Here is a 21,759-nt window from a genome sequence, read left to right as displayed (position 1 = left end):
CCGCCCCCAGGACGACAGCGCCGCCCCCAGGACGACAGCGCCGCCAGGAGGATGCAGGCATCCAAACCCATCACCAGAATGGCGCCGGCCGCTGCGACGGCGGCTGCAGCGACGGGAAAGCGGTGAAGCGGCAAGACCATCAAGCGCTCCAGTAGCTAACGTTCTCGTCCAGAGTGGTGGCGAAAGCCTTGTCACCCGTCAGCCCCGCGTGATTTGGGGGACATTGCTGCCTGCGCTACGCACCTTGTGTGTCATCGGTCAAACGCCAGCCCGCCGACGCTGGCGGGGGCGTTCAAATCGTACTGTCCATGTCAGGCCAGCCAATTCGGCGATCACGGCCGCCGCGCGTCGGGCGGAAGGCTCGGCCGAAAGATCAAAGGTGTAGTCAAAGAGCGCCTGCTGAATGGATCGGTAGACGGCTTCGTGATCACGACGCGCAGCCAGCAGGGCGTCGCCCAGGTTGGCGACATCATCGATGACCGGGCCGTGGCGCCAGTGGCTAAAGTTGACGTCGTCGCGCCAGGCGACTCGGTGGCTGTTGATGAAGACGCAGGGTCGGGGGCGCAGCAGGAACTCATACACCTGGCTGCTGGCGTCGCCGAGGTAGATGTCGGCCCGGGTGGTGTAGGTCATGTCGGTCGAGCGCGGGCCGCCGAGGTCGATATGGATGTTCGCCGCCTGCCAGTGATTCGGGGCGACTACGCCAACGCGGTCGATCCGCAGGCGGTCGATCGTCAGCACGTAGGGCCGCTGGAACAGCATGACGTGCGGCGCGAAAATCAGGTCGTATTCGTCTTGGCCAGCGAACCAGTCGAGCACCTTGCGGCCATGCCGATACCAGGAGGACAGGTGCGGCGAAACGTGGGGATTGTAGAGTACTACGGGGCGCCGGGCATCGCCCGCCGGGCGCGAGGCCGCAGCGCGGGGCGCCATGTCGAACTTCGGATAGCCAATGATGCTAATTCGGTTTGGGTCGACGCCGGTATCACGGATCATGCGGTCGCGGAGCTTTGGGCCTGAGACCAGTACGTGATCAAACAGACGGATGGCCGCTGTGCGAGCGCGGCGCCGGACACTTCGCGCACGAAGGTTCTAAAAGGGACTATCGAGTTGACGGCCGCTCTGCCGCCAGCTTCGGCGACCTTGGCCACCCGCATACTCATAGAGTCGGGGGGTGTGACGGACTCCGGCCCCAAAAGCGCGTTCAACTCGCCGAGCTCGGTCTCGATTTCCTCGCAGCTTGGCTCGTTTGGCAGGGCATAAGGAGCGGCGCTCGCCCGCATCAGAGGGGCGGGAATGTCAACGCTCATCAATCCGGCGTCGCGGTTGGGTTGAGTGATTATGTTTTCAGTCGTGTGCTCCACATCGCTGAACCCGCTCCTCGATGGGCCTGAAGCTGCGTTGCCCAGCCCAGAGGACTGTGCGCGCACCGCGGTCGTGATTACGGACAACAGGGCGAGAGTCGTGAGGGCGGCAAATCGTGGGCGTGCGGTCGGTGTCATCAGGCGATCTCCAATCCCCCAGAAGCTGACGCCGCCATGGACGAAGTCCCTCACGCAATCGCATTTGGTGGCTGCCGTCCAATTGCGAGGGGCGTCGTGGCAATGCGGCGCAGGTGTGTCCGGGCGGTCGCCGGTACGGTTTCCGTGCCCCCGCTGCGCTCCCGTCCGAGCAAGGGAGCGCGCGCATACCAGGCGCCGCCGTTGGAAATCCGCCACCGGGAATGCGCTTCGGCTTCATGGCGCGCGCCTGTAAGCTCTTCAGTGCTCCTGCACAGCGCGGGCCCTCCTAAGCGGCCGGAACCCCTCCTGGTGACACAACGCATGCAGGATCTGGCAAGCCAGATCGTCGAACTCCAGGCCGCCCTCGATCGGGAGATCCACGCGCGCCGCAAAGTGCTCGGCTGGAGCCTGAAGAACGGGCTCGCAGAATTTGAGCACGGCATCGCCTTGGAGCACCGCCGCCTGCGTCAGAGTGTCCCGGAATATCTGTCCCGCGCCTCCCTCGCCACCGTCCTCAGCGCGCCGGTGATCTATTCCCTGGCCTTGCCCATCCTCTTGCTGGACGGCTGGGCGAGCCTCTTCCAGGCGATCTGCTTTCGCGTTTACGGCGTGCCGCAGGTTCCCCGGGCCGGCTACGTCCTCTTCGACCGGCGGCGCCTAGCCTATCTGAACGTCATCGAGGCGCTAAACTGCCTTTACTGCGCCTACGCCAACGGTGTGTTCGCCTATGTCCGCGAGATCGGCAGCCGGACGGAGCAATATTGGTGTCCGATCAAACACGCCCTGAGGGTGGTCGACCCGCACCAGAGGTACAACGCCTTCCTCGACTATGGCGACGCTGAGAACTATCGGGCCCGCTTGGCCAGGTTCCGAGACGCGTTGCGCAAAGACGCGTCGGCCGCAGCGGAGACGCCGCCCGGCGCGTAGCTGACCACCTCTTCTCGGCCCCGCGACGTTCGCAGCCCTGCAGGCCTCAAGACTGCTTCATGAGCCGCTTGACGATCTTGAGGGCAGCCGGCGGGCCAACCGGTTCCGACGAGGCGAATGACCTCGGGCGAAGGGTTGAAGAGGCGGAAGGGCTTCTTCGGGTCGGCCCTACGTTTGCGCTAGCAGGCCGCGATCACCCCAGGCTATTTGCTCTGACAAAGCGACGGCCTGAGCCCGACGGACGGGGGCGCGCGATTTTTTTCGCTCAAGTCATCTGAATCGTCGGTCCCGAACGTCTAATTGACGAGCACTGTGGTTAGGGACGGGTGGCATGGCGCTTGGCCAGATGCTGAAAAAGGCGCGCAATGTCGTCGCCCGACGTGGCGTCGCCCGCGACGACATCGATGATGTCGTTCAGGAAGCTTTCGCGCGTCTTGAGGCCTACGAACGCATCCATAGCGTGCGGTCCAAAGAAGCGTTTCTTGTTCGCGCGGCGGTGAATATCAGCAAGGACGAGGCACGCCGGCGCCGCAATGCTCCATTCGTCTTCGATGCTTCCCAGGTCACGGAGATTGCGGACGGCGCGCCAACCCCTGAGGAGGTGCTGCGGGGGCGCGAGCGCCTCAGGCGCGCCAAAGCCGGCGTAGCTCAATTGGATCCTGTCACGAGGCGCTGTCTGCTGGCCCAGCGGCTGGAGGGCGCGACCTATGCAGAGCTCGCTAAGGCGGAGGGGATCAGCGTCGCTGCGGCAGAGAAGCGGGTGGCCCGCGCTCTCGTCTTCCCCACCAATTGGCTGGATGGCTGGTGATGGGGCGACGGGTGGAACTGATTGACGACGTCGCGCTCGCCGAGGCTGCAGCCTGGCTCGGCCGTATGCGGCAACCGGAACGTTCAGCAGGTCTTGAGGAGGGGTTTAGAGCCTGGCTTGCTGATGAAGGCCATGCCCGCGCGTTCGCGCAGGTTACCGAAACCTGGGAACTGTTGCCGGGAGCGGTGGCCTCCTCACCAGCTCGCGAAAGACAACCGCGGCGTCTGGCGGCTGGACTTGCCATTGCTGCGTGCGTCTTGGCGGGCATCGGGCTTTCGTTGTCATGGACCGCCAAGCGCCCCGTCTATCGGACCGCCATCGGCGAGCAGAGGGTGCTAACTCTGGATGACGGCAGTCGCGTCGCCTTGAACACCGGCTCTGAAGTTATGGTCGACTACGGTCGGCTGCGGCGGCGCGTGGTTCTCCGACGCGGCGAGGCGATGTTTGAGGTGGCCAAGAACCCGAACCGCCCGTTCATCGCGCAGGCCGGTTCGGAGGAGGTTAGGGCGCTTGGGACAATATTCGTCGTCCGGCAAGAGGCGACCGAGACGGCGGTCACACTGGTTTCAGGCCGAGTTGAGGTCACCCAGGCTGGCGCGGGCGGCGTTAAGCGGTTGGCCATCCTCGATCCACAAGAGAGGCTGACCATCGGGCCTGCCGGTTCAATGATCGATCGCCCAAGTCTCGAAACAGTGACCGCTTGGCGGCGGGGATTGCTGGTGCTCGACAACGCGACGTTGCTAGAAGCGGCGAGCGAGTTCAACCGTTACAACCGCAGGCCCTTGCAGGTGGCGGACCCTGACCTTGCGGGGCTCAAAGTGTCCGGGGTGTTCAACACAGCCGATCCTGCAGGATTCGCGCGCTCAGTAGCCCTACTGCATGATGCGAGGGTGACAGACACAGGCGCACTAGTAAGACTGGACCGACAATGAAACTCTTTTCCGCGATGTCGGGATCGGACGCCGTCCCCGTCTAACTACTGACAGGCAAAGCCCGCGAACGATGGGCCGCCTGATCCGGGGGAAACATGTCCAAACTCCACAAGCGCGTCGCCTTGGCGTCCGGAACCGCGATTGTTATCGCAATGTCCTTCGCCCTTCCGGGGCAGGCCAGAGCCGGCCTAAGACCGGACTTTGCTCGTCCTTACAATATTCCAGAGCAACTGTTGTCCGACTCGATGCTTGCCGTTGGGGCGAGTGCTGGCGTCAGCGTCGCCTTTGATCCCGCGGACATTGGGGGGCGTCGCGCTCCGGCGCTTCGTGGCGCCTACACTGCCGAGACTGCGCTCGCAATTCTAGCGCGCTCCGCAGGCATGACCATCAAGAGGACATCGGACGGCGCATTTGTTCTCGCACGCGCTCCCCAAAGCGCTGCGCCGAAGCTGATTAAGGCGTCGACCCAGATGATTTCTGCGCCGCCGCCCGCCGCTGAAAGCCGCGCATCAGAAGGCGTCCCTGAGGCCGACGTGACTGAGGTGCTGGTTACCGCGCAGGGGCGAGTTCAACGTCTTCAGGATGTGCCGATCTCCGCCAGCATTACGAGCGGCGCGACCCTGGAGCAGGCCAATATCCGGAACCTGGAAGAGCTCTCCGCCCGCCTGCCGGCAGTGCGGATCGCCCGAGGCCCCGCCGCTGACGTCATCAATGTTCGCGGCGTCGGTTCGTCTCTCAATGCGGGCTTTGAGCAGTCCGTCGCCACCTTCGTCGATGGAGTCTACCGCGCGCGTGCTCGGTCGACACGGGCCGCGCTATTCGATCTTGAGCGGGTCGAGGTGCTTAAGGGGCCGCAGACGACGTTTTTCGGCAGTAACGCCATTGCTGGCGCCCTCAACATCACCACTCGCAAGCCTGGCGCGACCTTCGCGGCTAATGGAACGGCCTACTGGGCGCCTGCCTTCGACGACTACACCCTCGAGCTCGGCGTGACGGCTCCGATTAATGACAAGCTTTCCGTCAGGCTGTCCGGCCGCGAGACGGCCACGGGCGGCTATGTCCGAAACACGCGCCTGAACGAGGATGGGCCCGATTCCACCGACCGCATCGGGCGTGCATCGGTCCGCTGGGATCCGACGGACTCCGTGGAGATCAGCGGTCGGGTCGACCTGGGTTCAATGAAGGGCAAGAACACCCAGTTGTGGGAGCTTGAGCACTGCGCGCCGGACGCGCCGCCGTTTCGCGGACCGCTCGGCGCCTGTCTTCGTTATCTGAACGCGCTTGGCGGAGACGTCGACGACGCCCTGGACCGTAACGCGGCCACCAATCCCACAAGCGCAGACTACAAGTTCGTGGAGTCGGCCTGGTCGACACGCATCGCTCTTGGCGACCACGCACTGATCCTGAACACCGGATACTTCGAGCACGACTTCGACCAGCTGTCGGAACTCATGGCGATTCCCGCTGCCTTGAATGGCCGCGCGATCGGCAGCCTGTTCAACACGCCGAACACCTTCCCGAGCGCGTCGGGAGAATGGTACCGGCAGGTCAGCCAGGAAGTCCGCATCACTTCGCCGGCCGAATGGCGGCTGAGCTATCTCGCGGGCGTCTATGTCGCCAGCAGCAAGCTGAAGACCGACTCCGCGAACGCCTACTTCTTCTCGCAGTTCGGCGCTCAATCCGGCGGTCTCTACCCCGCGAACGCGCGGATCGGGGTACTGAACGCCAACCGGGAAGAAAGCGACACTGCTTCGGTGTTCGCTGCTGCGACATACAAGGTGACGAGCGACTTCCGCGTCAACCTGGGCTTCCGGTATTCGGAGGTGAAGAAGCAGGCGGCGCGCCTCTCGATGCCCGGCAGCTACGCCGACAGCGTAACAACGCCGTCGGTGTCGGCCTTCATCCCTGGATCGGCGGCGCAACAGGCTGCGCTCCTTCCTCTGACAGGCGGCGCCCTTGGCAACTGGGCCGATCCCGATCGCAAGGACGCCAAGTTCATGCCGACCGCCAGCGTCCAGTACGACCTTAATCCGGCCGCCATGGTCTACGGCTCCTACAATAAGGGCTTCAAGGCGGGCGGCTTCTCCGTGGGCGCGAAGTCGACCTTCGGGCCCGAAACGGTCGACGCCTTTGAAATCGGCTTGAAGTCGACCTTGTTCGAACGTCGGTTGACCCTGAATGTTGCAGCGTTCCACAACAAGTTCAAAGACCTACAAGAAACGACGACGCTATTCCTTCCAAGCGGCGCAACGATCGGCGCAGTCGCAAACGTGGCGGCGTCGACGGCCAAAGGTGTGGAGGTCAGCGGTGTCTGGCGCGCTGCACGCGGCCTCAACCTCAGCACTGACATCTCTTATCTGTCTTCGAAGTACGACGCTTATCCCAATGCTCCCTGCACCATCGTCCAGCTTATCGCCGGCGGCGCCTGCGTGCAGGATATGTCAGGCAGGCCGCGCGCCTATGCGCCGAGGTGGAGCGGCAATTTCAATGCGAACTACCAGCGCGTGTTCGCCGAGCGGTGGCGGGCGAACCTTGACCTCACGGCCTATTTCACGACGAAATTCTTCCAGCAGGCCACGGCGGACGATTATTTGTCCCAAGACGGGTCAACAAAGTTCGACCTCCGGCTGGGGGTCGGGCCGGAGAGCGGTATGTGGGAGGTGGCGGTGATCGGTCGCAACATCACCAATCGCCTGACAGGCGGGTTCCGCCAGCAGCTCGGCGGCGGATCGCTTGGCAGCATCCAAACTATGGCTGATCCGCCGCGTACGGTGGGCGTGCAACTTTCCTTCAAGCGCTAGGGCCTAAGATGATCAACCATATTGCGCCCTTCCTGATCGCCGCCGCCTTGGGTTGGGGGTCAGTGGTTCATGCGGCGCCGGCGCAGCCAAACGTTCTTATCATCGTCGCCGACGACATGGGCTTTGCTGACATTGGCGCCTTCGGCGGTGAGATCGCGACGCCCAACCTGGATGCTCTCGCCAAAAAAGGCGTGAAATTTACGAGTTTCTATACCGCGCCAGTCTGCTCGCCGACCCGGTCGATGCTGCTGACCGGTCGTGACAACCACGAAGTGGGCCTCGGCGCTATGGCCGAGGGCATGGCGCCGTCGTTTCGGAGCCGTCCCGGTTACGAAGGCGTGCTCAATCGGCGCGCCGTCACCCTGGCGGAGCGTCTCTCAGCGGTGGGCTACCGCACGCTGATGGCGGGCAAATGGCATCTGGGTCGTGAAGACTCGATGCTGCCGTCGGCGCGTGGCTTTCAGCGCTCCTACGCCATGTTGGACGGCGCAGCGAACCACTTCGGCGCTGATCAGGATGAGATCTACACGCGGATCGGCGAGCAATCAGAGTACCGCGAAAACGGTCGCAAGGTGACCTATCCCACCGGCCGCTACTCGGCGGACTATTTCACAGATCGAATGATCGGCTTCCTCGAAGAGGAGCCCGTCGGCCAGCCATTCTTCGCCTATCTGACCTTCACCGAACCGCACTGGCCTGTGCAGGCGCCGCCGGAGACCATCGCCAAGTATAGTGGCCGCTATGACGCTGGGCCTGCGGCGCTGCGCGCTGAGCGGCTCGAAAGGATGAAGGTTCTGGGCGTCGCCCCTGCGAACGCACAAGTCTCCACAGATCCGGTGGAAGACTGGACCTCACTCAGCCCGGATGAGCGCGCCGTAGAGGCCAGGAAGATGGAAGTGTATGCGGCCATGGTGGACCGCCTCGACCAGAACGTCGGGCGGGTCCTGGATGCGCTTCGCCGCCGTGGCGAGCTGGAGAACACCTTAGTGATCTTCATGTCCGACAATGGACCGGATGGCGGCGGCTATGAGCACCCAATGTCCATGCGGGCGCCGTGGAACCCGATCGATGTACCCTTCGACAATAGCTTGGAGAACTTGGGCGCGGCCACCTCGGTGTTCGCCTATGGGCGCGCATGGAGCGACGCTGGCGACCCCTTGTTCCGCGGGCGCAAGGGCATGACGACGGAGGGGGGCATCCGGACAGTGGCCTTCGCGGCTGGCGCTGGCGTCAGAGGTGGTCGGGTCGAGGATTCCGTCCTGCACGTCATGGATATCACGCCCACTGTTATGGAAATGACAGGCGCTATCCAGCCGGCGACCATCGACGGGCGGCCCTCACTGGAGCCACTCGGGGCGTCTTGGGCTTCCCTGCTGGCCGGCGGACCTGCGGTGCGCGACGATCAGGCCGAGTTAAACTGGGAGATGGGCTATTCGCGCGCGGCGCGCAAAGGCCGGTTCAAGGCGGTGAACATGCTGCGCCGAAAGACAGACGAGGTCGCCCCCTTGGGTCAGGATAGCTGGGCGCTCTATGATGTTGTTGCTGATCCCGGCGAGACGACCGACTTGGCGCACATGCATCCTGAGGTGTTGACGCAACTCATCGCCCAATGGGAGCGCTACGCCGCCAGCAAAGGTGTCATTCTGCCGCCTGTCAGCGCCGCGCGACCCTGAGCGATGGCGATCTTCTCTCGTCGCAGCGCGATTATCATATTGATGGCCATGGCGTTGCCGGTGGGGGCGGGGATTGCAGCAAGCCTGACAATCCATCGTGCTGCAGAGCGTTCGAAGTCCGCCGCCGTTCACTGCGCCTCAGTCGATGGCTTGGTGTCGATCCCTGCCGGCGTTGTCCTGCTCGGCGAAGACGGGGACGCTGATGCGGGTCGTCAGGTCACGGTCCCGGCGTTTCGTATCGACCGCCACGAGGTGACCAACCGGCAGTTCGCGTCCTTCGTGGCGGCGACCGGATACCGCACAGAGGCTGAGCGCACCGGCGCAGGCGCGGTATTCGTCGCTCCTGAGCGTGTCGAGGGGCCCGACGCTGTCCAGTGGTGGCGGCTTGTGGCCGGCGCCGAGTGGCGTCACCCGACTGGCCCATCCAGCAACATCAGCAGAGCGATGGAGCACCCCGTCGTCCAAGTCACTTGGGCCGATGCGAGCGCCTATGCGGCGTGGGCCGGACGGGCGCTGCCCAGCCGCGAGCAGTGGGAGCGCGCCGCCCGCGGTCTTCAGACGGAACGCAGAGCTCCTGCTGATTGGGCCTACGCCGCCGACGGATCGCCGAGCGCGAACACATGGCAGGGCGTCTTTCCTGTGCGCGACATGGGCGACGACGGGCATCGTGGCCTAGCGCCAGTCGGGTGCTTCGAGCCAAATGACTTTGGCGTCCAGGACATGATCGGCAATGTGTGGGAGTGGACGAGCGAGCCCTTGGCCAATGGTCGATTAATCGTGCGCGGCGGGTCTTTTCTTTGCGCGAGTAACTATTGCGCAAACTTCCGACCTGCGGGGCGGCAAGCTCAGGAACGCGACCTCTCAACATCACACATCGGCTTTAGGACGGTGGCCCAAGCGGGCGCCTAGCCACGAGCTGCGCGATGTCCTGATCCTGGGCGGGTGCTTCCGTGCCTCCTGGGTTGAAGGGCAGTGCAAGATCTGGAGCTAGTCAGCCTCTGATTGACCGCAGCCGTTGTCCGGAAGCTAAAGGCCAAATGCAGCTCGTTAGGAGCTGAGCCTCCGCCCAGCGCTTCCTCACCCCGCGCGCAATAATCTACAACACCTACTAGGCTCAGCGGCATTCCATCAGCAGACCGACACTTCGGCAATTCCGCGCCGGAGCTGAGCGGTCGTTGGTATCGAAGAGAGGCTGGGGATCCTTTAGCGCTTCGCCTACTCTTTGGATGCAGGCTCCTTCACGCTCGCAAACCCAGTCGTACGAAAGGGCGGAGTTGTCCATGGATCTATCGCCAGACCTCTTGCTGTTCGATCGCGTTCCTTTGTGGCGGATGGGCAAGTCCATCGTGACCTTGGGGGGGGTGGTCTCCGGGTTGCTCGTGCTCGCCTTCGCCCTACTGGCTTCTCGCCTCGCCGGCGCGGGCTTGCACCGCTTGCGAAGGCGAGCTGATGGCCAAGCTGCGGCGATCTACATCGTCGAAAAGCTCGTGACTTATGGTCTCGTGATCTTTGGGTTCATCGCGGGCCTCTCGACAGTCGGCTTGGATCTTTCCTCTGTAGCTGTCTTCGCTGGCGCGCTCGGCGTAGGTGTCGGTCTCGGCCTGCAAGGTGTTGTAAAGGAGTTCGTGTCCGGCCTGGTCCTGGTGTTCGACCGACTTGTGAGGATAGGCGACTACATCGAGATTCAAACGGGCGAGCGCGGCGTCGTCCAAGAGATCGGCCCCAGAGCCACTCGCATCAGAAACAACGACGATATCGACGTTCTCATACCGAACTCGAGATTGATCGAAGCGCCGGTCACTAACTGGACCCATGGCGGCCAGACCAGACGGCTTCACGTGCCATTCCCGGTTATGTTCGGAGTGGATAAGGAGCGGGTGCGGACCGCGGTTCTCAAGGCGGCGCATGCCGTTCCGTTTACGTTGCCGGACACCGCCGAACGGCGCACTCAGGTCTGGCTTGTTGGGTTCGGAGACAACGGACTCAAGTTTGAGCTCGTAGTTTGGCCGACCTTGGAGGCCGTGAAACGGCCGAATGCGGCGCAGGCCGCCTATACCTGGGCTGTGGAGGAGGCCTTGCGGGAGGAGAGATTTGAGATCCCAGTTCCGCAGCGGGATCTCCGAGTGCGCGCGCTCTTTGGTGAAGAGGGCGAAGCCGCTCGTAAGACCCTCAAGCTTGACGGCCACGAGGCAGATGGCCCAGCGCGTTCGCAGGTCAAGGCGCCGAATGACGCGGCCGATGACCTCATCGCCCGCGCCGCCGCTGAGCCACAAGATGAGGCTGCAATCCGCGCTCGCGATGCCTGAGATTCATCCGTTGGCGCGGGTCTTGCTGGCGGAGGACCCGAGCACTTCGCCCTCATGATCCACCGCCTGCCAGGGGTAGTGCATCTCGCCGTTGATCTTCACGTAGACCTCGTCGAGGCGCCACCGCCACTGGGTGTGTTGGCGAAGGTGGGATGACCGCTTGCGCTTGATCTCCGCGGCGAACATCGGGCCGAACCTGTTAAACCAGAACCGCACCGTCTCGTGGCGACGTCGACCCCGCGTTCGAAAAGCAGGTCTTCCACGTTCGGCAGCGACAGCGGGCATTTCACATGCATCATCACCACGAAACGGATGACCTCGGGCGAGGAGTTGAAATTGCGGAACGGGCTGCGAGGCCTGCCACCCGCCGTGCCTAGCGGCCCGGGTTTGCCTGTCAGCTAATTTTGCTCTGGCAAGGCCGTCACTCGCTACGCAAGGAGAAAAGCAGGCGGTCGCCGCCCGGGAACGGGTCGCTCAGGGCCACGGAATCGAGACCCGCAGCCGCGCGCGCACGGCGGAAACCTTCCCAGTCCGGTCCCAGGTGCAAGGCTCTGGTGAGGTGGATCACGGTGACCGCGGGCGGTCGCAATAGGGTGACGACTTCCTTCCAGAACAGTTCAGTGAGGTAGGGTGCGGGGGTGGCCGCTGCGTCCTGGAAGTCGACGAGCACGGCGTCGAAGGATGCGGGCGTCGCCCTGGCCACGTAGTTCGCCGCGTCATCGACGACAACCGACAGATTGGGCGGGGCCCGGAAGAACAGCCGCGCGAGACCTTCGGCGCAGGGGTCGCAATCGACCGACACGACGTCCAGCCCGCGCTTGTGGAGCAAGCTTGAGGCCGTGCCCCCGCCGTGCCCAAGGACCAGGACGCGGCGGACGGTCTCCTGCTTCAAGATCTTCACCGCCTTGTCCACGAACGGCGACAGGTTGCGGCCCTTGCCGTCGACTTGGGACTGCACTACCCCGGCCTTGCGATAGCTGACGACGCTGGTGGCGCGGTCGAGGGAGACGGTCACCTCGCCACGCGGGGTCGTGATGCGATGGAGGCAGATCATCCCGCAGCCTCGATCGCCCGCCGTGCGTCGGCGAAGCTGGGCACGAAGGTGACTTTCGCGAGCACGCCGGGCGCGACGGAACGGCTCAGGTTGGCGCGGACGCTGTCGCGCACGCCGCATAAGGTGACGCTGGCATGATCGTCCGCCGCCCGCGTCAGGAATGACGCCAGAGCGGCCGCCCCGGTATGGTCGATCAAGGGGACCTCCTCGAACCGCAGGATGTAGCGCGTGCTGCGCGCGCCGATCTGATCGAGCGAGTCCTTGAGGATGCTGGTGCTGCCGAAGAACAGCGGACCGCGGAAGGTGATGACCGAGGTGTCGTGCGGTAGCCCCTCGTAGGGCTGATAGGCGAGTTCGCCCTGACGGCCGAGGTCGTCCTGGTCCTCGTCGATCAGCGGAGACCCGCCGTTCTGCACGGTTGAGAGCTGGCTCATCCGATGCATGAAGACGAAGGCGGCCAGCACCATGCCGACCTCGATCGCCAGCGTCAGGTCGACGATCACGGTCAGGGCGAAGGTCAACAGCAGGACGGCGCGATCGCCGTTGGCGGCCCCCATCAGCGTCTTGAATCGGTGCAACTCGGCCATGTTGAGGGCGACAACCACCAGGATCGCGGCCAGGGCCGCCAGGGGCACGAATTTGGCCAACGGCGCCAGGACCAGCATGAACAACAGCAAGAAGACCGCGTGCAGCATGCCCGCCAGGGGCGACCGCGCGCCTGACCGAATGCTCGTGGCTGTGCGGGCGATGGCGCCTGTCGCCGGCAGGCCGCCGACGGCGGCGGACGCGATATTGGCGATCCCCTGGGCGACGAGCTCGATGTTCGAACGATGACGCCGACCGGTCATCTGGTCGGCGACGACAGCCGAGAGCAGGGATTCCACGCCGGCCAGCAAGGCGATGGTTAAGGCGCTTGGCAGGACGTCACGCACCTTGGCCCAGGACCAGAAGGCGAAACTCGGCATCGGAATGCTCGACGGGACGCCGCCGAACTTCGACCCGATGGTTTCCACTGGCATTGTCAGGAAGAAGGCGGCGGCCGACGCCGCGATGGTCACGATGAGAAAGCCAGGAAGCTTGGGGGCGTAGCGCCGCAACAGCATGATCGCGGCGAAGCAGCTGACCGCCATCGCCAGCGTCGGCAGGCTCAGTGTCGCCCGAGCCGCCCACAGGGCCTGCAGCTTTGGGATGAAGTCGGCCGGGACATGATCGGTGGTGAGGCCGAAGATATCCTTCAACTGGCTCGCCAGGATGATGGTCGCGATGCCCGTGGTGAACCCGGTCGTCACCGGGTCGGGGATGTATTTGATCAGGGTCCCGACGCGCAGGAGCCCCGCGAAGATGAGGATAACGCCGGCGATCGTGGTGGCGATCAGCAGGCCGTCGTAGCCGTGCCTGGGGTGCTGTCAGTTTAACGCTAAATGTCTCCGCTCACTGGCCCGAAGGGCTGCCTGAGCAATGGGTTAGATGCGTCCGCTTTCATTCAAGCGACACCGATTTCCAGCGGATGTCATCCGCCATGCTGTGTGGCTCTACTTCCGTTTCAGCCTAAGCTTTCGCGACGTTGAGGAACTCCTCGCCAAGCGGGGGGTGGAGGTCAGCTACGAGACCATCCGCTGTTGGACCATCAAGTTCGGCCCACAAATCGCCCGCAATCTGAAGCGCAGACGGCCGCCGCCTTCGCCTCGCTGGCACCTCGACGAGGTCGTCTGCAACATCGGCGGCAAGCGCATGTACATCTGGCGCGCGGTGGATGACGAGGGTGAGGTCCTGGACCTCGTGGTCCAGAAGCGCAGGGACAACGAAGCAGCGCTCCGGCTCCTTACGCGCCTGCTGCGGAACCAGCCCGTCGAGCCTGAGGTCATCGTCACCGACGGTCTTGCCTCCTACGCATCCGCGCTGAGGGAGCTCGGCATCCAGGATCGACACCGCCCCGGCCGCTTACGGGAGAACAATCGGGCGGAGAACTCCCACCTGCCGATCCGTCGACGGGAGCGGCAGATGCAGCTCTTCAAGAGCCAGGCTTCAGCCCAGCGCTTCCTCACCACCCATGCAGCAATCTACAACACCTACTACGTTCAGCGGCATCTCATCAGCAGACCAACCCTCCGGCAGTTCCTCGCCGGAGCTGAGCGGTCGTGGCAACTTGCGACCGCCTAACGTGAAGAGGGAAGGGAGCGTCATAACCTCGCTCGGTTAACCTGACAGCCCTGCTACAAGGGCTTCGTCTTCGCGACCATGGATCCGGAAGCCCCGGATTTGGAAGAGTATCTCGGCGAAGTGGGTCGGATCGGTATCGACCTCATTGCGGAGAAGGGGGAAGTGATCGCCGTCGAAGGCGTCCAAAAAAATATCATCGGCTGCAACTGGAAGCTCGCCGTCGACAACCTGTTCGACTGGTACCACGTCCAAATCAGCCATGCTTCTGCGATGATGTCGGGCTATGGCGGCCCGCAATCGCCGCCTTTGGATAAAGACGGCAACCCCTACATGCCGCGCTCTAATCCTATGGATAGCTACGCCCACCGGGTGCTCCTCGGCGAATATGGTCATGCGATCAGCGGGCCACGGATCACCGGTCCTCAACGCGAAGACATGGAAGCCATGGGCGACAATGTCCCGCTGTTCATTGATGAGCGCTGGCGTGAAACCCCGTCGGCAAGGGAGGCCCTAGGTGAGGCTGGGCGAGACACGCGCGGCCATCCCAATATCTTCCCTAATCTCTGGATCGCCTCTGCCGGCACGCAACTCTCGCTCCGCCTTCCCCGAGGGCCCGGCCACTGTGAGATTTGGTGGTTCACTATCATCGACAAGAATTTGCCAGTCGAGCAGCAGCACATACGGATCACGAACGCCAACCACACCTTCGGGCCGGCAGGCATGCTTGAACAAGACGATGGCGAGAATTGGGATCAGTCGACGCGGGCGACTTCCGGTGTCGTCGCGCGGAGATATCCGCTCAACTTCCAAATGGGCAAGGGGCTCGGAACGCCCACCAAACCAGCCACAGGACCGAACTACATCGACACGCACGTGAATGAGCACGCACAGTTCTGGACCTATCGTTCATGGGCCGAATGGATGGATGCTGAAAGCTGGGCCGCGCTTAAGGTGTCACGTCCATCAAACCCGGACCAAGCCGTCTAAGCTTCGCGCCAGTTTATTGGTGCAGCCTGCGCACGCGTCTCCGGATCTTAGCCGATTGCAAAAGTGCGGTCAAAATCGAAAAGTATTGACGGGCTGTGTCTCAGGCTGACCCGTCGAACGGAAAGGTCAGATCGCCTACGCGGCGGTTTATCCGGGTACAACAATATGACGTTAGGGAGAGAAAATATGACAATAACCGAAGATAACTCAGCACGTGACGTTCAGACTTCGCGATGGAAATTGCACTACAACGAGGCGGGAGAGGGATACCCTGTAATTATGCTTCATGGCACGGGGCCTGGGGCGACGGGATGGGCGAACTTCAGTCGTAATATTGAGGGCCTGGCCGGAAAATACCGTATGATCGCGTTGGATAGCCCAGGCTGGGGCGGTTCTGACACGATTGATCCAACGGTCGAAAACCGCGGTTTCGTCAACGCCGAAGCTGTGAAGCTGTTGATGGATGAGCTCGGGATTGAAAAGGCGGCGCTCGTTGGCAACTCAATGGGCGGCGCCACGGCTCTGCAATTCTGCGCTATGTACCCGGAGCGCCTTTCGCATCTCATCACTATGGGATCGGGCCTTTTCGGTAACCCGCTGATATTCTCGCCTGGCGGGATGTCCGAGGGTATTCGGATCATTGTCGAAACTTACCGCAACCCGACGCCTGAGAACTTCAAGCGTCTTGTCTCGATCATGGTTTATGATTCCAGCTTCGTCACAGACGAACTCTGTGAAATGCGGTCCCGGAGTTCGCTGAAGAGCCCGGCTAATTTAGCGAACTGGCTCAAAGGGTTTAGCCCTGATGCCAAGCCAGGAATGTCGGTGGCGGAGATCCAGTCTAAGGTCGCGACGTACCAGGGACCTTCGCTCTTCATTCATGGCCGCGATGACCGGGTTGTCCCCATGGAGGGCACCTTGCAGCTCGTGTCGATGGTTCAGAATTCCGCCGCGCACATCTTCAATCGCTGCGGACATTGGGCTCAGATCGAACATGCCGCCGCATTCAACGCGCTTCTGGACGGCTTCCTACAGGCGAACGGTGTGACGCCAGCAAGCGGCGGTACTGCCTTGGGCGCCCCACCTACGGGTGAGAAGGCGAAAGCCTGGGGCGGCTAGACCTGCTCCCAAACGGGTAGGCCCCATTACTGAGCTAGGGCCGTTCGAGCAGAAGTAAGTCCGACCTCCGTCCTCCTTACGGTAATCAGAAGCCGTTTGCGGGGGCGGAGGCAAAGGGATCCTACGCGCCGAGTTTGTGCCAAATAATACCTCTACTTCGTCGCCTTCGCAGCGCCGTGCCTTAGCTCTGCTGAAGCTGGGATGATGAACACATACCGCGCAACCTCAGCCGATGATGGATTCCCAAGCAGCGGCATGCAGACTGTCTATCCATTACTGACAAATTGAAAATATGCTTGCCCATAACGCACGCGTATCAGGGCTTGCTCAGCATTGCATCTGGCCACGCCGTTGGAAGGAAATCCGCCTTGCTAGACCAGTTCGGACCGATGAAGTTTTTCCGTGGCCCGATGATGAAGAACCGCTTCGCCCTCTCACCGCTTACCACCACGCAGAGCCACCCCGACGGCGTGATGTCTGAGGACGATTTCAACTGGCTTACCTATCGCGCAGAAGGCGGGTTCGGGCTGACAATGACCTGCGCCGCACACGTGCAGCGCGTCGGCCAAGGATTTTCCGGCCAGCTGGGCGTGTTCGGCGAGGAGCATCTCGAGGGTTTAGCGCAGCTGGCGGCGGGCATCCGTAAGTTTGAGAGTGTCGCGATCGTACAACTGCACCACGCTGGAATGCGCAGCCCCAAGGCGTTAATCGGCGTGGCTCCAGTCGGGCCCTCCGACAACGCGGAGTGCGGGGCTCGGGCAATGAGCACGGCCGAGGTCGAGACTATGATCGAAGCCTTCATTGCCAGCGCTGAGCGATGTGAACGAGCGGGCTTCCACGGCGTCGAACTGCACGGCGCGCACGGGTACCTCTTGGCCCAGTTCCTAAACACCGAAATTAATCATCGCGAGGACTGCTATGGCGGTTCGCTGGAAAACCGCGCCCGCGCACTCAACGCGATCATTGACGGCATCCGCGAGCGCTGCCGGCCAGACTTTATACTCGGGCTGCGGCTGTCGCCGGAGCTCGGCATGAAGCTAGCTGAGGCCCGGACCTTGGCCCAACAACTAATGGGCGCCGGCAAGATCGACTTCCTCGATTTGTCGCTGTTTGACTGCCGCAAGCAACCGAATGAAGAGGCCTTCAAGGGCCGCACGCTGATGAGTTGGTTCACCGACTTGGACCGCGGAACGGTACGCCTAGGCTGCGCCGGCAAGGTGATGACAATGGACGACGTGCGGTACTGCTTGGATGAGGGCATGGATTTCGTCCTGATCGGGCGCGGGGCAATCATACATCATGATTTTCCCGCGAAGCTGGCGGCCGATCCCGCTTTCGAACCTGTCAGCCTGCCGGTGACCGCAGAACATTTGCGCCGTGAACGACTGGGACCGGCATTCTTGACCTATTTGCGAGGCTGGAAGGAATTCATTGCGGAACCTGCGCCCGAACCTGCCTGAACTAGCTAAGTGCGGGATGCGAAGGTCGACCAGATTGGAATCGCCCAAGGGTCGAACAACCCTCGCGCGGATGGGGGGCGGGGGCTTTGTTAGGCCAAACTCTAGGGGCTAGGTGACGGCCCCGCTTTAGATCGATTACGTCCGTAACCTGATAGCGCTTCACTGAAGAACGTAGAATATTCGCGGATCGGACGCTCTGAACAGTGAGTGGTCTGGTCGACCACTCTCGACTGCGGGCTCCGCAGATGGAAAACACTGATGAAATACGCTCCGCTGGGCAAGACCGGCGTCAAGGTCTCCACGCTAGCCCTGGGCACCGCAACCTTTGGTGTCGCGCCCCTGTCGGCCGACTGCGATCGGTTGGTCCACGCTGCCCTTGATCTCGGAATCAACTATTTCGACTGCGCCAACACCTACGGCAACCGCGCGTCCTTCGATCGCCCAGGCGTCCCGCCGTACTACGAGCGGGAATCCGCCGAAGAAACCCTTGGCCGCGCACTCAAGGGCCGCCGCAACGACGTCTTCATCTCATCCAAGGTGCAGGAAGACACCGGGGTTGGTCCCAATGACAAGGGCCTGTCGCGCTACCACATCTTCAATCAGGTGGAGCGCAGCCTGAAGCGCCTGGGCACAGACCACATCGATCTCTACTACGCCCACCACCCTGACCCAGAGACGCCGATCGAGCAGACGCTCCGCGCCTTCGACGACCTCGTCCGCCAGGGCAAGGTCCGCTACATCGCGCTCTCTACCTACAGCGGCGTACAGATGATGGAGGCCCTGTGGGCGGCCGATAAGCACGGCCTGGATAGCCCCGTCGCCAACCAGGTCTCCTACAACATCCAGCAGCGCCTTGCGGAGCGCGAGATCAGCCAGATCTGCCTCAAGCACGGCCTGTCGCTGACGGTGTTCAGCCCTCTGGCCGGCGGGCTGTTCACCCCGGCCGTCGATGAGGTCCGCACCCATACTGGCAACGCGCGCTGGGGCTTCGGTTCAGGCTTCAGCGAGGCCCAGCTCGGCTACGCCGCGGCGTTGAAGGCGATTTCCGAGGAAACCGGCCACCCGCGCCCCCAACTGGCGCTCGCCTGGCTGCTCAGCCGCCCGGCGGTCGCCTCGGCGATCATCGGCCCGGAAAGCGTCGCCGAACTGGAAGCCAACATCGCCGCGGCCGACCTTGAGCTCACGCCTGAGACGCTCGCCGCGATCGACGCCATCTATACGCCGCCGCCCGCCCAGGGCTGGTTCTAGTCCTGAGGAAACGTCATCCTTGGACCTCCACGCGGGCTCATCGCGAGATTGATCTTGTCGTACCGCTGCAGCTCGCCAGCAGGGCCCATGTAGAAGGCCGAGTTGCGCCAGACGGAGTCGACCTTGACGCACGCACCGACGACGAGGTGCAGCTGTGCCTCGGCCACAAGGCGGCAAGCTTCTTCGATGGCTCGCCAAGTCCTCGTGTCGTCAAGCCGGCCCGTCAGGCCGGCCTCGGGCAGGTAGCCGGAAAGCGCGCCTTCCGGAGCAACGACAAAGGTGTGCGGTGGCAGGCCGACAATCGCCGCGCTGAGGTCGCGCAAGTTGGCTGTGACATCCATGCGAACTGGCAATTGGGCGGCGGCGAGGAGCATCGGTGGTGTCCGTACAGTGCGCATCTTCGACGTGCGGTGGGATCGGGGGAGGTCGGATCCCGACGAGTGCCGCGGCGCGGGCTAATCTTACCGAAGTAGCCGCTCGATTGTCGCGGCTACGCCGTCATCGTCGTTAGATCCTGTGATCTCGTGCGCCGCCTCAAGGACTGCATGGTGAGCGTTTCGTACGGCGACGGCGTGACCTGCAAAGGCCAGCATCGGTAGATCGTTCGGCATATCGCCGAACGCGACGACATCCTCCGGCAGACATCCAAGCTCCTCGCACAAGGCGTCGAGCGCAGCCGCTTTGGAGACACTTTCGCCAAACACTTCGACGTAAGGCGCTCCGGAGTGGGTCACGCTCGCGCGCGCACCGAGATGCAGACTGGCAAGCTCGGCGACTTCGTCCACGGGTAGGCGGGGATGGTGGATCAGGAGCTTGGTGATCTCGTCGGCACAGAGCTGTTCGAGGGTGCCCGTCGCCGGCGTGTGAAGATGAATGTACCCGGGGTTCTGCGGGTACTTGGGCTCGTAGCCCATCATGTGGCCATACTCAGCGGCGAAGGCAAACTTGGGGTCTTGGCGCCGAAGGGTGGCGGCTAGCTGGTGCTGTCAGTTTAACGCTACTTGTCTCCGGTCGGACGGACTCCGGGCAGTGGACGCAGGTCGCTTAGGCCATAACCTCGCGCCACTCAGCGAGGGCGGCTGAGCGTCGTTCTCGGTAGAGGTCTCTGCTGATGAGGTGGCGTTCCTGGTTGAAATGATTGTGGACGGTGCCGTGGACGGCGGCGAATTTCTGAAGGGTCTTCATCCTTCGAAACCGCTCCATGGCGCGCTCTCGTCGTCGGAATGGCTGGTGTGAGTTCTCAGCTCTGTTGTTGAGCCAGCGGCCGATCTCCTGGCGATCGACGTTGCCAATCTCCTTCAGCGCCGCCCCGTAGGATCTCAGGCCGTCTGTGACGATCGCCTGCGGCTTTCCGTACCGTTTCATGAGCCGCTTGATGATCTTGAGGGCGGCCGCCTTGTCGCGGGTCTTGCTGGCGAAGGATTCCAGCACTTCGCCCTCGTGATCTACGGCCCGCCAGAGGTAGTGCATCTCGCCGTTGATCTTCACGTAGACCTCGTCGAGGTGCCATCGCCACTGGGTGTGTTGGCGTAGTTGTGCAGACCGTTTGCGCTTGATCTCAGCGGCGAAGATTGGCCCGAACCGGTTCCACCAGAACCGCACCGTCTCGTGGCAGACGTCGATGCCGCGCTCGAAGAGCAGGTCCTCCACGTTCCGCAGCGAGAGTGGGTACTTCACGTACATCATCACCACGAGGCGAATGACCTCGGGCGAGGAGTTGAAATAGCGGAAGGGGTTCTTTGGCTCGGCCATCTGCCCGGGCTACCGCGTCGCCCTTACCCGCAGGCTAATTTGCTCTGACAAAGCCCTATCGCTACTACATCGCCATGGCGCTGCAGGTGGGCTCGCTGACCCCGCCAACTGAGGGGGCTATTCGTCGGGTGTCAGCGCCGGCGGTGGAGGCGTTCCTGCTCGAGGAACTCCGCCGGTTGGCGGGTCGACCATCGATCGAGGTCTCTGACCTGGGGCGCATCCTGCGTCGCGTCGAGATACGGGCGGAGCAGGTTCATCTCGTCGCTCAAGCCGCGGAACTCATGCCCGACGAGCACCCGGACCTGGTGCTCAGCTCTCTGATGCGCCGCATCGGCGATGGAGAACAGGTGGTGCGGGAGCGTGGCGCGCCCGCCGCCTTGCGGATCGTGCTGCCGCGGCGGCTCCAACTGCGTGGTGGACGCACACACATCGTCGGACGAGACCCTGACGACCGGGCGGCCATCAACCAAGGCGTCGTGGTTGCGCTGAGGCGAGCCCATGCCGATCTGATCGTACTGAAAGCCTCGCCACTGTCACCGCCGGAGGAGCATCGCGACGCCGTCGCTCCGGCCACCCAATACGAGCGGCAACTCAGCCGCCTGGCGTTCCTGGCGCCCGCGCTGCAGCGCCAGATCCTGACCGGCGCCCAGCCGCGCGGGCTGACGCTGCGGGCCATGTTGAAGAGCGAAATGCCGCTGGCGTGGGCCGATCAGAAGGCCTGGATCGAGGCGATTTCGCGCGGCGCGTAGCGGCGCATTTTCGATCACTGTTCCGGCGAAAAATGTGCCCTGTTCCGCGCGTTGAACTCCCTGCATGCGCACATTTGTTTCCCTGTTAAGTTGCGTAGGGAATTTCGCTCTTTGCGCCGAAATTCATGCGTCTAATCAGGCGTTTGTTGAGAGGCAGCCAATTTGCCTCAGGCCCCGAAACCCCAAAAACAACAGAAATTCCCTGTTAGCAGGGAAATAACAGGCAAACCGTCACGACTTTTCGGGCCCGGAGACAGGGGGCGAAAAGGGGCTGTTTTGGG

The 21,759-nt window shown here is 62.9% G+C and carries 20 protein-coding genes and 2 pseudogenes; 14 read left to right on the top strand and 8 right to left on the bottom strand.

Going from position 1 to position 21,759, the window contains the following annotated elements:
• Positions 1-258: 258 nt before the first annotated feature.
• Entirely contained in the window at positions 259-996 is a 738-nt protein-coding gene (locus tag BN1313_RS12920; RefSeq protein ID WP_091741377.1) for a hypothetical protein, read from the bottom strand.
• Between the two features lie 827 nt (positions 997-1,823).
• Here BN1313_RS12920 and BN1313_RS12910 point away from each other — a divergent pair.
• The 8 genes and pseudogenes from BN1313_RS12910 to BN1313_RS12880 all read left to right on the top strand — a co-directional run bounded on the left by BN1313_RS12910 (position 1,824) and on the right by BN1313_RS12880 (position 10,949).
• Positions 1,824-2,429 (top strand): hypothetical protein, encoded by a 606-nt coding sequence (locus BN1313_RS12910; protein WP_218054369.1) that lies wholly within the window; start codon positions 1,824-1,826, stop codon positions 2,427-2,429.
• A 331-nt stretch (positions 2,430-2,760) separates the two neighbouring features.
• A complete protein-coding gene (locus BN1313_RS12905) occupies positions 2,761-3,237 on the top strand; it encodes an RNA polymerase sigma factor (RefSeq protein ID WP_245620196.1) in 477 nt (158 codons plus the stop codon).
• An 11-nt stretch (positions 3,238-3,248) separates the two neighbouring features.
• On the top strand, positions 3,249-4,169 hold the full coding sequence (locus BN1313_RS12900) for a FecR family protein (RefSeq protein ID WP_176696009.1): 921 nt from the start codon (positions 3,249-3,251) through the stop codon (positions 4,167-4,169).
• Positions 4,170-4,264: 95 nt separating this feature from the next.
• Positions 4,265-4,582 (top strand): annotated as a pseudogene (locus BN1313_RS17125) (STN domain-containing protein); the annotation flags it as partial.
• Between the two features lie 57 nt (positions 4,583-4,639).
• Positions 4,640-6,970, top strand: a complete 2,331-nt coding sequence (locus BN1313_RS12895; RefSeq protein ID WP_176696008.1) for a TonB-dependent receptor — start codon at positions 4,640-4,642, stop codon at positions 6,968-6,970.
• 8 nt (positions 6,971-6,978) lie between these two features.
• Positions 6,979-8,643 carry an arylsulfatase gene (locus tag BN1313_RS12890; protein WP_091741361.1) on the top strand — a complete coding sequence of 555 codons (1,665 nt, stop codon included), beginning with the start codon at positions 6,979-6,981 and terminating at the stop codon, positions 8,641-8,643.
• A gap of 3 nt (positions 8,644-8,646) precedes the next feature.
• On the top strand, positions 8,647-9,552 hold the full coding sequence (locus BN1313_RS12885; RefSeq protein ID WP_218054368.1) for an SUMF1/EgtB/PvdO family nonheme iron enzyme: 906 nt from the start codon (positions 8,647-8,649) through the stop codon (positions 9,550-9,552).
• A 371-nt stretch (positions 9,553-9,923) separates the two neighbouring features.
• Positions 9,924-10,949, top strand: a complete 1,026-nt coding sequence (locus BN1313_RS12880; protein WP_091742708.1) for a mechanosensitive ion channel family protein — start codon at positions 9,924-9,926, stop codon at positions 10,947-10,949.
• A 3-nt stretch (positions 10,950-10,952) separates the two neighbouring features.
• Here BN1313_RS12880 and BN1313_RS12875 read toward each other — a convergent pair whose 3' ends face one another.
• The 4 genes and pseudogenes from BN1313_RS12875 to BN1313_RS16995 all read right to left on the bottom strand — a co-directional run.
• Positions 10,953-11,165 carry a DDE-type integrase/transposase/recombinase gene (locus BN1313_RS12875; protein WP_218054367.1) on the bottom strand — a complete coding sequence of 71 codons (213 nt, stop codon included), beginning with the start codon at positions 11,163-11,165 and terminating at the stop codon, positions 10,953-10,955.
• 205 nt (positions 11,166-11,370) lie between these two features.
• Positions 11,371-12,003, bottom strand: a complete 633-nt coding sequence (locus tag BN1313_RS12870; protein WP_091741358.1) for a class I SAM-dependent methyltransferase — start codon at positions 12,001-12,003, stop codon at positions 11,371-11,373.
• Entirely contained in the window at positions 12,000-12,437 is a 438-nt protein-coding gene (locus BN1313_RS17000) for an STAS domain-containing protein (RefSeq protein WP_281176488.1), read from the bottom strand. Before BN1313_RS17000 ends, BN1313_RS12870 begins: the two co-directional genes overlap by 4 nt.
• Before the next feature lie 99 nt (positions 12,438-12,536).
• Positions 12,537-13,391: pseudogene (locus BN1313_RS16995) on the bottom strand (SulP family inorganic anion transporter); the annotation flags it as partial.
• Positions 13,392-13,470: 79 nt separating this feature from the next.
• On the opposite strand from BN1313_RS16995, the gene BN1313_RS12860 reads away from it, so the two are divergent.
• The 5 genes from BN1313_RS12860 (at position 13,471) to BN1313_RS12840 (ending at position 18,977) form a co-directional block, all read left to right on the top strand.
• Positions 13,471-14,163, top strand: coding sequence for an IS6 family transposase (locus tag BN1313_RS12860; RefSeq protein ID WP_091741351.1), 693 nt, complete (start codon positions 13,471-13,473; stop codon positions 14,161-14,163).
• Positions 14,164-14,241: 78 nt separating this feature from the next.
• Entirely contained in the window at positions 14,242-15,150 is a 909-nt protein-coding gene (locus tag BN1313_RS12855; protein WP_091741348.1) for an SRPBCC family protein, read from the top strand.
• A 279-nt stretch (positions 15,151-15,429) separates the two neighbouring features.
• Positions 15,430-16,269, top strand: coding sequence for an alpha/beta fold hydrolase (locus BN1313_RS12850; protein WP_218054366.1), 840 nt, complete (start codon positions 15,430-15,432; stop codon positions 16,267-16,269).
• Positions 16,270-16,637: 368 nt separating this feature from the next.
• Positions 16,638-17,729: an NADH:flavin oxidoreductase gene (locus BN1313_RS12845; protein ID WP_245620195.1), complete on the top strand. Its 1,092-nt coding sequence runs from the start codon at positions 16,638-16,640 to the stop codon at positions 17,727-17,729.
• 258 nt (positions 17,730-17,987) lie between these two features.
• Positions 17,988-18,977, top strand: a complete 990-nt coding sequence (locus tag BN1313_RS12840; protein WP_091741339.1) for an aldo/keto reductase — start codon at positions 17,988-17,990, stop codon at positions 18,975-18,977.
• Here the strand turns inward: BN1313_RS12840 and BN1313_RS12835 are convergent.
• From BN1313_RS12835 to BN1313_RS12825, 3 genes are all read right to left on the bottom strand, one after another.
• Complete coding sequence (locus BN1313_RS12835) at positions 18,974-19,351, bottom strand: carbon-nitrogen hydrolase family protein (protein ID WP_091741336.1); 378 nt, start codon at positions 19,349-19,351, stop codon at positions 18,974-18,976. The two genes, BN1313_RS12840 and BN1313_RS12835, sit on opposite strands and share 4 nt — an antisense overlap.
• Positions 19,352-19,438: 87 nt before the next feature.
• On the bottom strand, positions 19,439-19,894 hold the full coding sequence (locus BN1313_RS12830; RefSeq protein ID WP_091741332.1) for an HAD family hydrolase: 456 nt from the start codon (positions 19,892-19,894) through the stop codon (positions 19,439-19,441).
• Between the two features lie 127 nt (positions 19,895-20,021).
• The gene (locus tag BN1313_RS12825) at positions 20,022-20,729 is read right to left on the bottom strand and encodes an IS6 family transposase (RefSeq protein WP_091741329.1); all 708 of its coding nucleotides are present in this window, start codon (positions 20,727-20,729) and stop codon (positions 20,022-20,024) included.
• A gap of 143 nt (positions 20,730-20,872) precedes the next feature.
• On the opposite strand from BN1313_RS12825, the gene BN1313_RS12820 reads away from it, so the two are divergent.
• Positions 20,873-21,478 carry a hypothetical protein gene (locus BN1313_RS12820; RefSeq protein WP_176696007.1) on the top strand — a complete coding sequence of 202 codons (606 nt, stop codon included), beginning with the start codon at positions 20,873-20,875 and terminating at the stop codon, positions 21,476-21,478.
• Positions 21,479-21,759 lie beyond the last annotated feature (281 nt).

Origin of the sequence: Phenylobacterium immobile (ATCC 35973) (genome assembly GCF_001375595.1) — a bacterium.
In the GTDB taxonomy this organism is placed as follows: domain Bacteria; phylum Pseudomonadota; class Alphaproteobacteria; order Caulobacterales; family Caulobacteraceae; genus Phenylobacterium; species Phenylobacterium immobile.
Note: the sequence above shows the minus strand (reverse complement) of the source record. Positions and strands in the feature narration are given on the sequence as shown.

Coding starts and splice junctions, on each gene's coding strand:
- BN1313_RS12890 (WP_091741361.1), top strand. CDS start 6,979: ATGATCAACCATATTGCGCCCTTCCTGATCGCCGCCGCCTTGGGTTGG.
- BN1313_RS12870 (WP_091741358.1), bottom strand. CDS start 12,003: ATGATCTGCCTCCATCGCATCACGACCCCGCGTGGCGAGGTGACCGTC.
- BN1313_RS12825 (WP_091741329.1), bottom strand. CDS start 20,729: ATGGCCGAGCCAAAGAACCCCTTCCGCTATTTCAACTCCTCGCCCGAG.
- BN1313_RS12885 (WP_218054368.1), top strand. CDS start 8,647: ATGGCGATCTTCTCTCGTCGCAGCGCGATTATCATATTGATGGCCATG.
- BN1313_RS12895 (WP_176696008.1), top strand. CDS start 4,640: ATGATTTCTGCGCCGCCGCCCGCCGCTGAAAGCCGCGCATCAGAAGGC.
- BN1313_RS12910 (WP_218054369.1), top strand. CDS start 1,824: ATGCAGGATCTGGCAAGCCAGATCGTCGAACTCCAGGCCGCCCTCGAT.
- BN1313_RS12880 (WP_091742708.1), top strand. CDS start 9,924: ATGGATCTATCGCCAGACCTCTTGCTGTTCGATCGCGTTCCTTTGTGG.
- BN1313_RS12850 (WP_218054366.1), top strand. CDS start 15,430: ATGCTTCATGGCACGGGGCCTGGGGCGACGGGATGGGCGAACTTCAGT.
- BN1313_RS12835 (WP_091741336.1), bottom strand. CDS start 19,351: ATGCTCCTCGCCGCCGCCCAATTGCCAGTTCGCATGGATGTCACAGCC.
- BN1313_RS12855 (WP_091741348.1), top strand. CDS start 14,242: ATGGATCCGGAAGCCCCGGATTTGGAAGAGTATCTCGGCGAAGTGGGT.
- BN1313_RS17000 (WP_281176488.1), bottom strand. CDS start 12,437: ATGAGCCAGCTCTCAACCGTGCAGAACGGCGGGTCTCCGCTGATCGAC.
- BN1313_RS12840 (WP_091741339.1), top strand. CDS start 17,988: ATGAAATACGCTCCGCTGGGCAAGACCGGCGTCAAGGTCTCCACGCTA.
- BN1313_RS12830 (WP_091741332.1), bottom strand. CDS start 19,894: ATGATGGGCTACGAGCCCAAGTACCCGCAGAACCCCGGGTACATTCAT.
- BN1313_RS12920 (WP_091741377.1), bottom strand. CDS start 996: ATGATCCGTGATACCGGCGTCGACCCAAACCGAATTAGCATCATTGGC.
- BN1313_RS12905 (WP_245620196.1), top strand. CDS start 2,761: ATGGCGCTTGGCCAGATGCTGAAAAAGGCGCGCAATGTCGTCGCCCGA.
- BN1313_RS12860 (WP_091741351.1), top strand. CDS start 13,471: ATGCGTCCGCTTTCATTCAAGCGACACCGATTTCCAGCGGATGTCATC.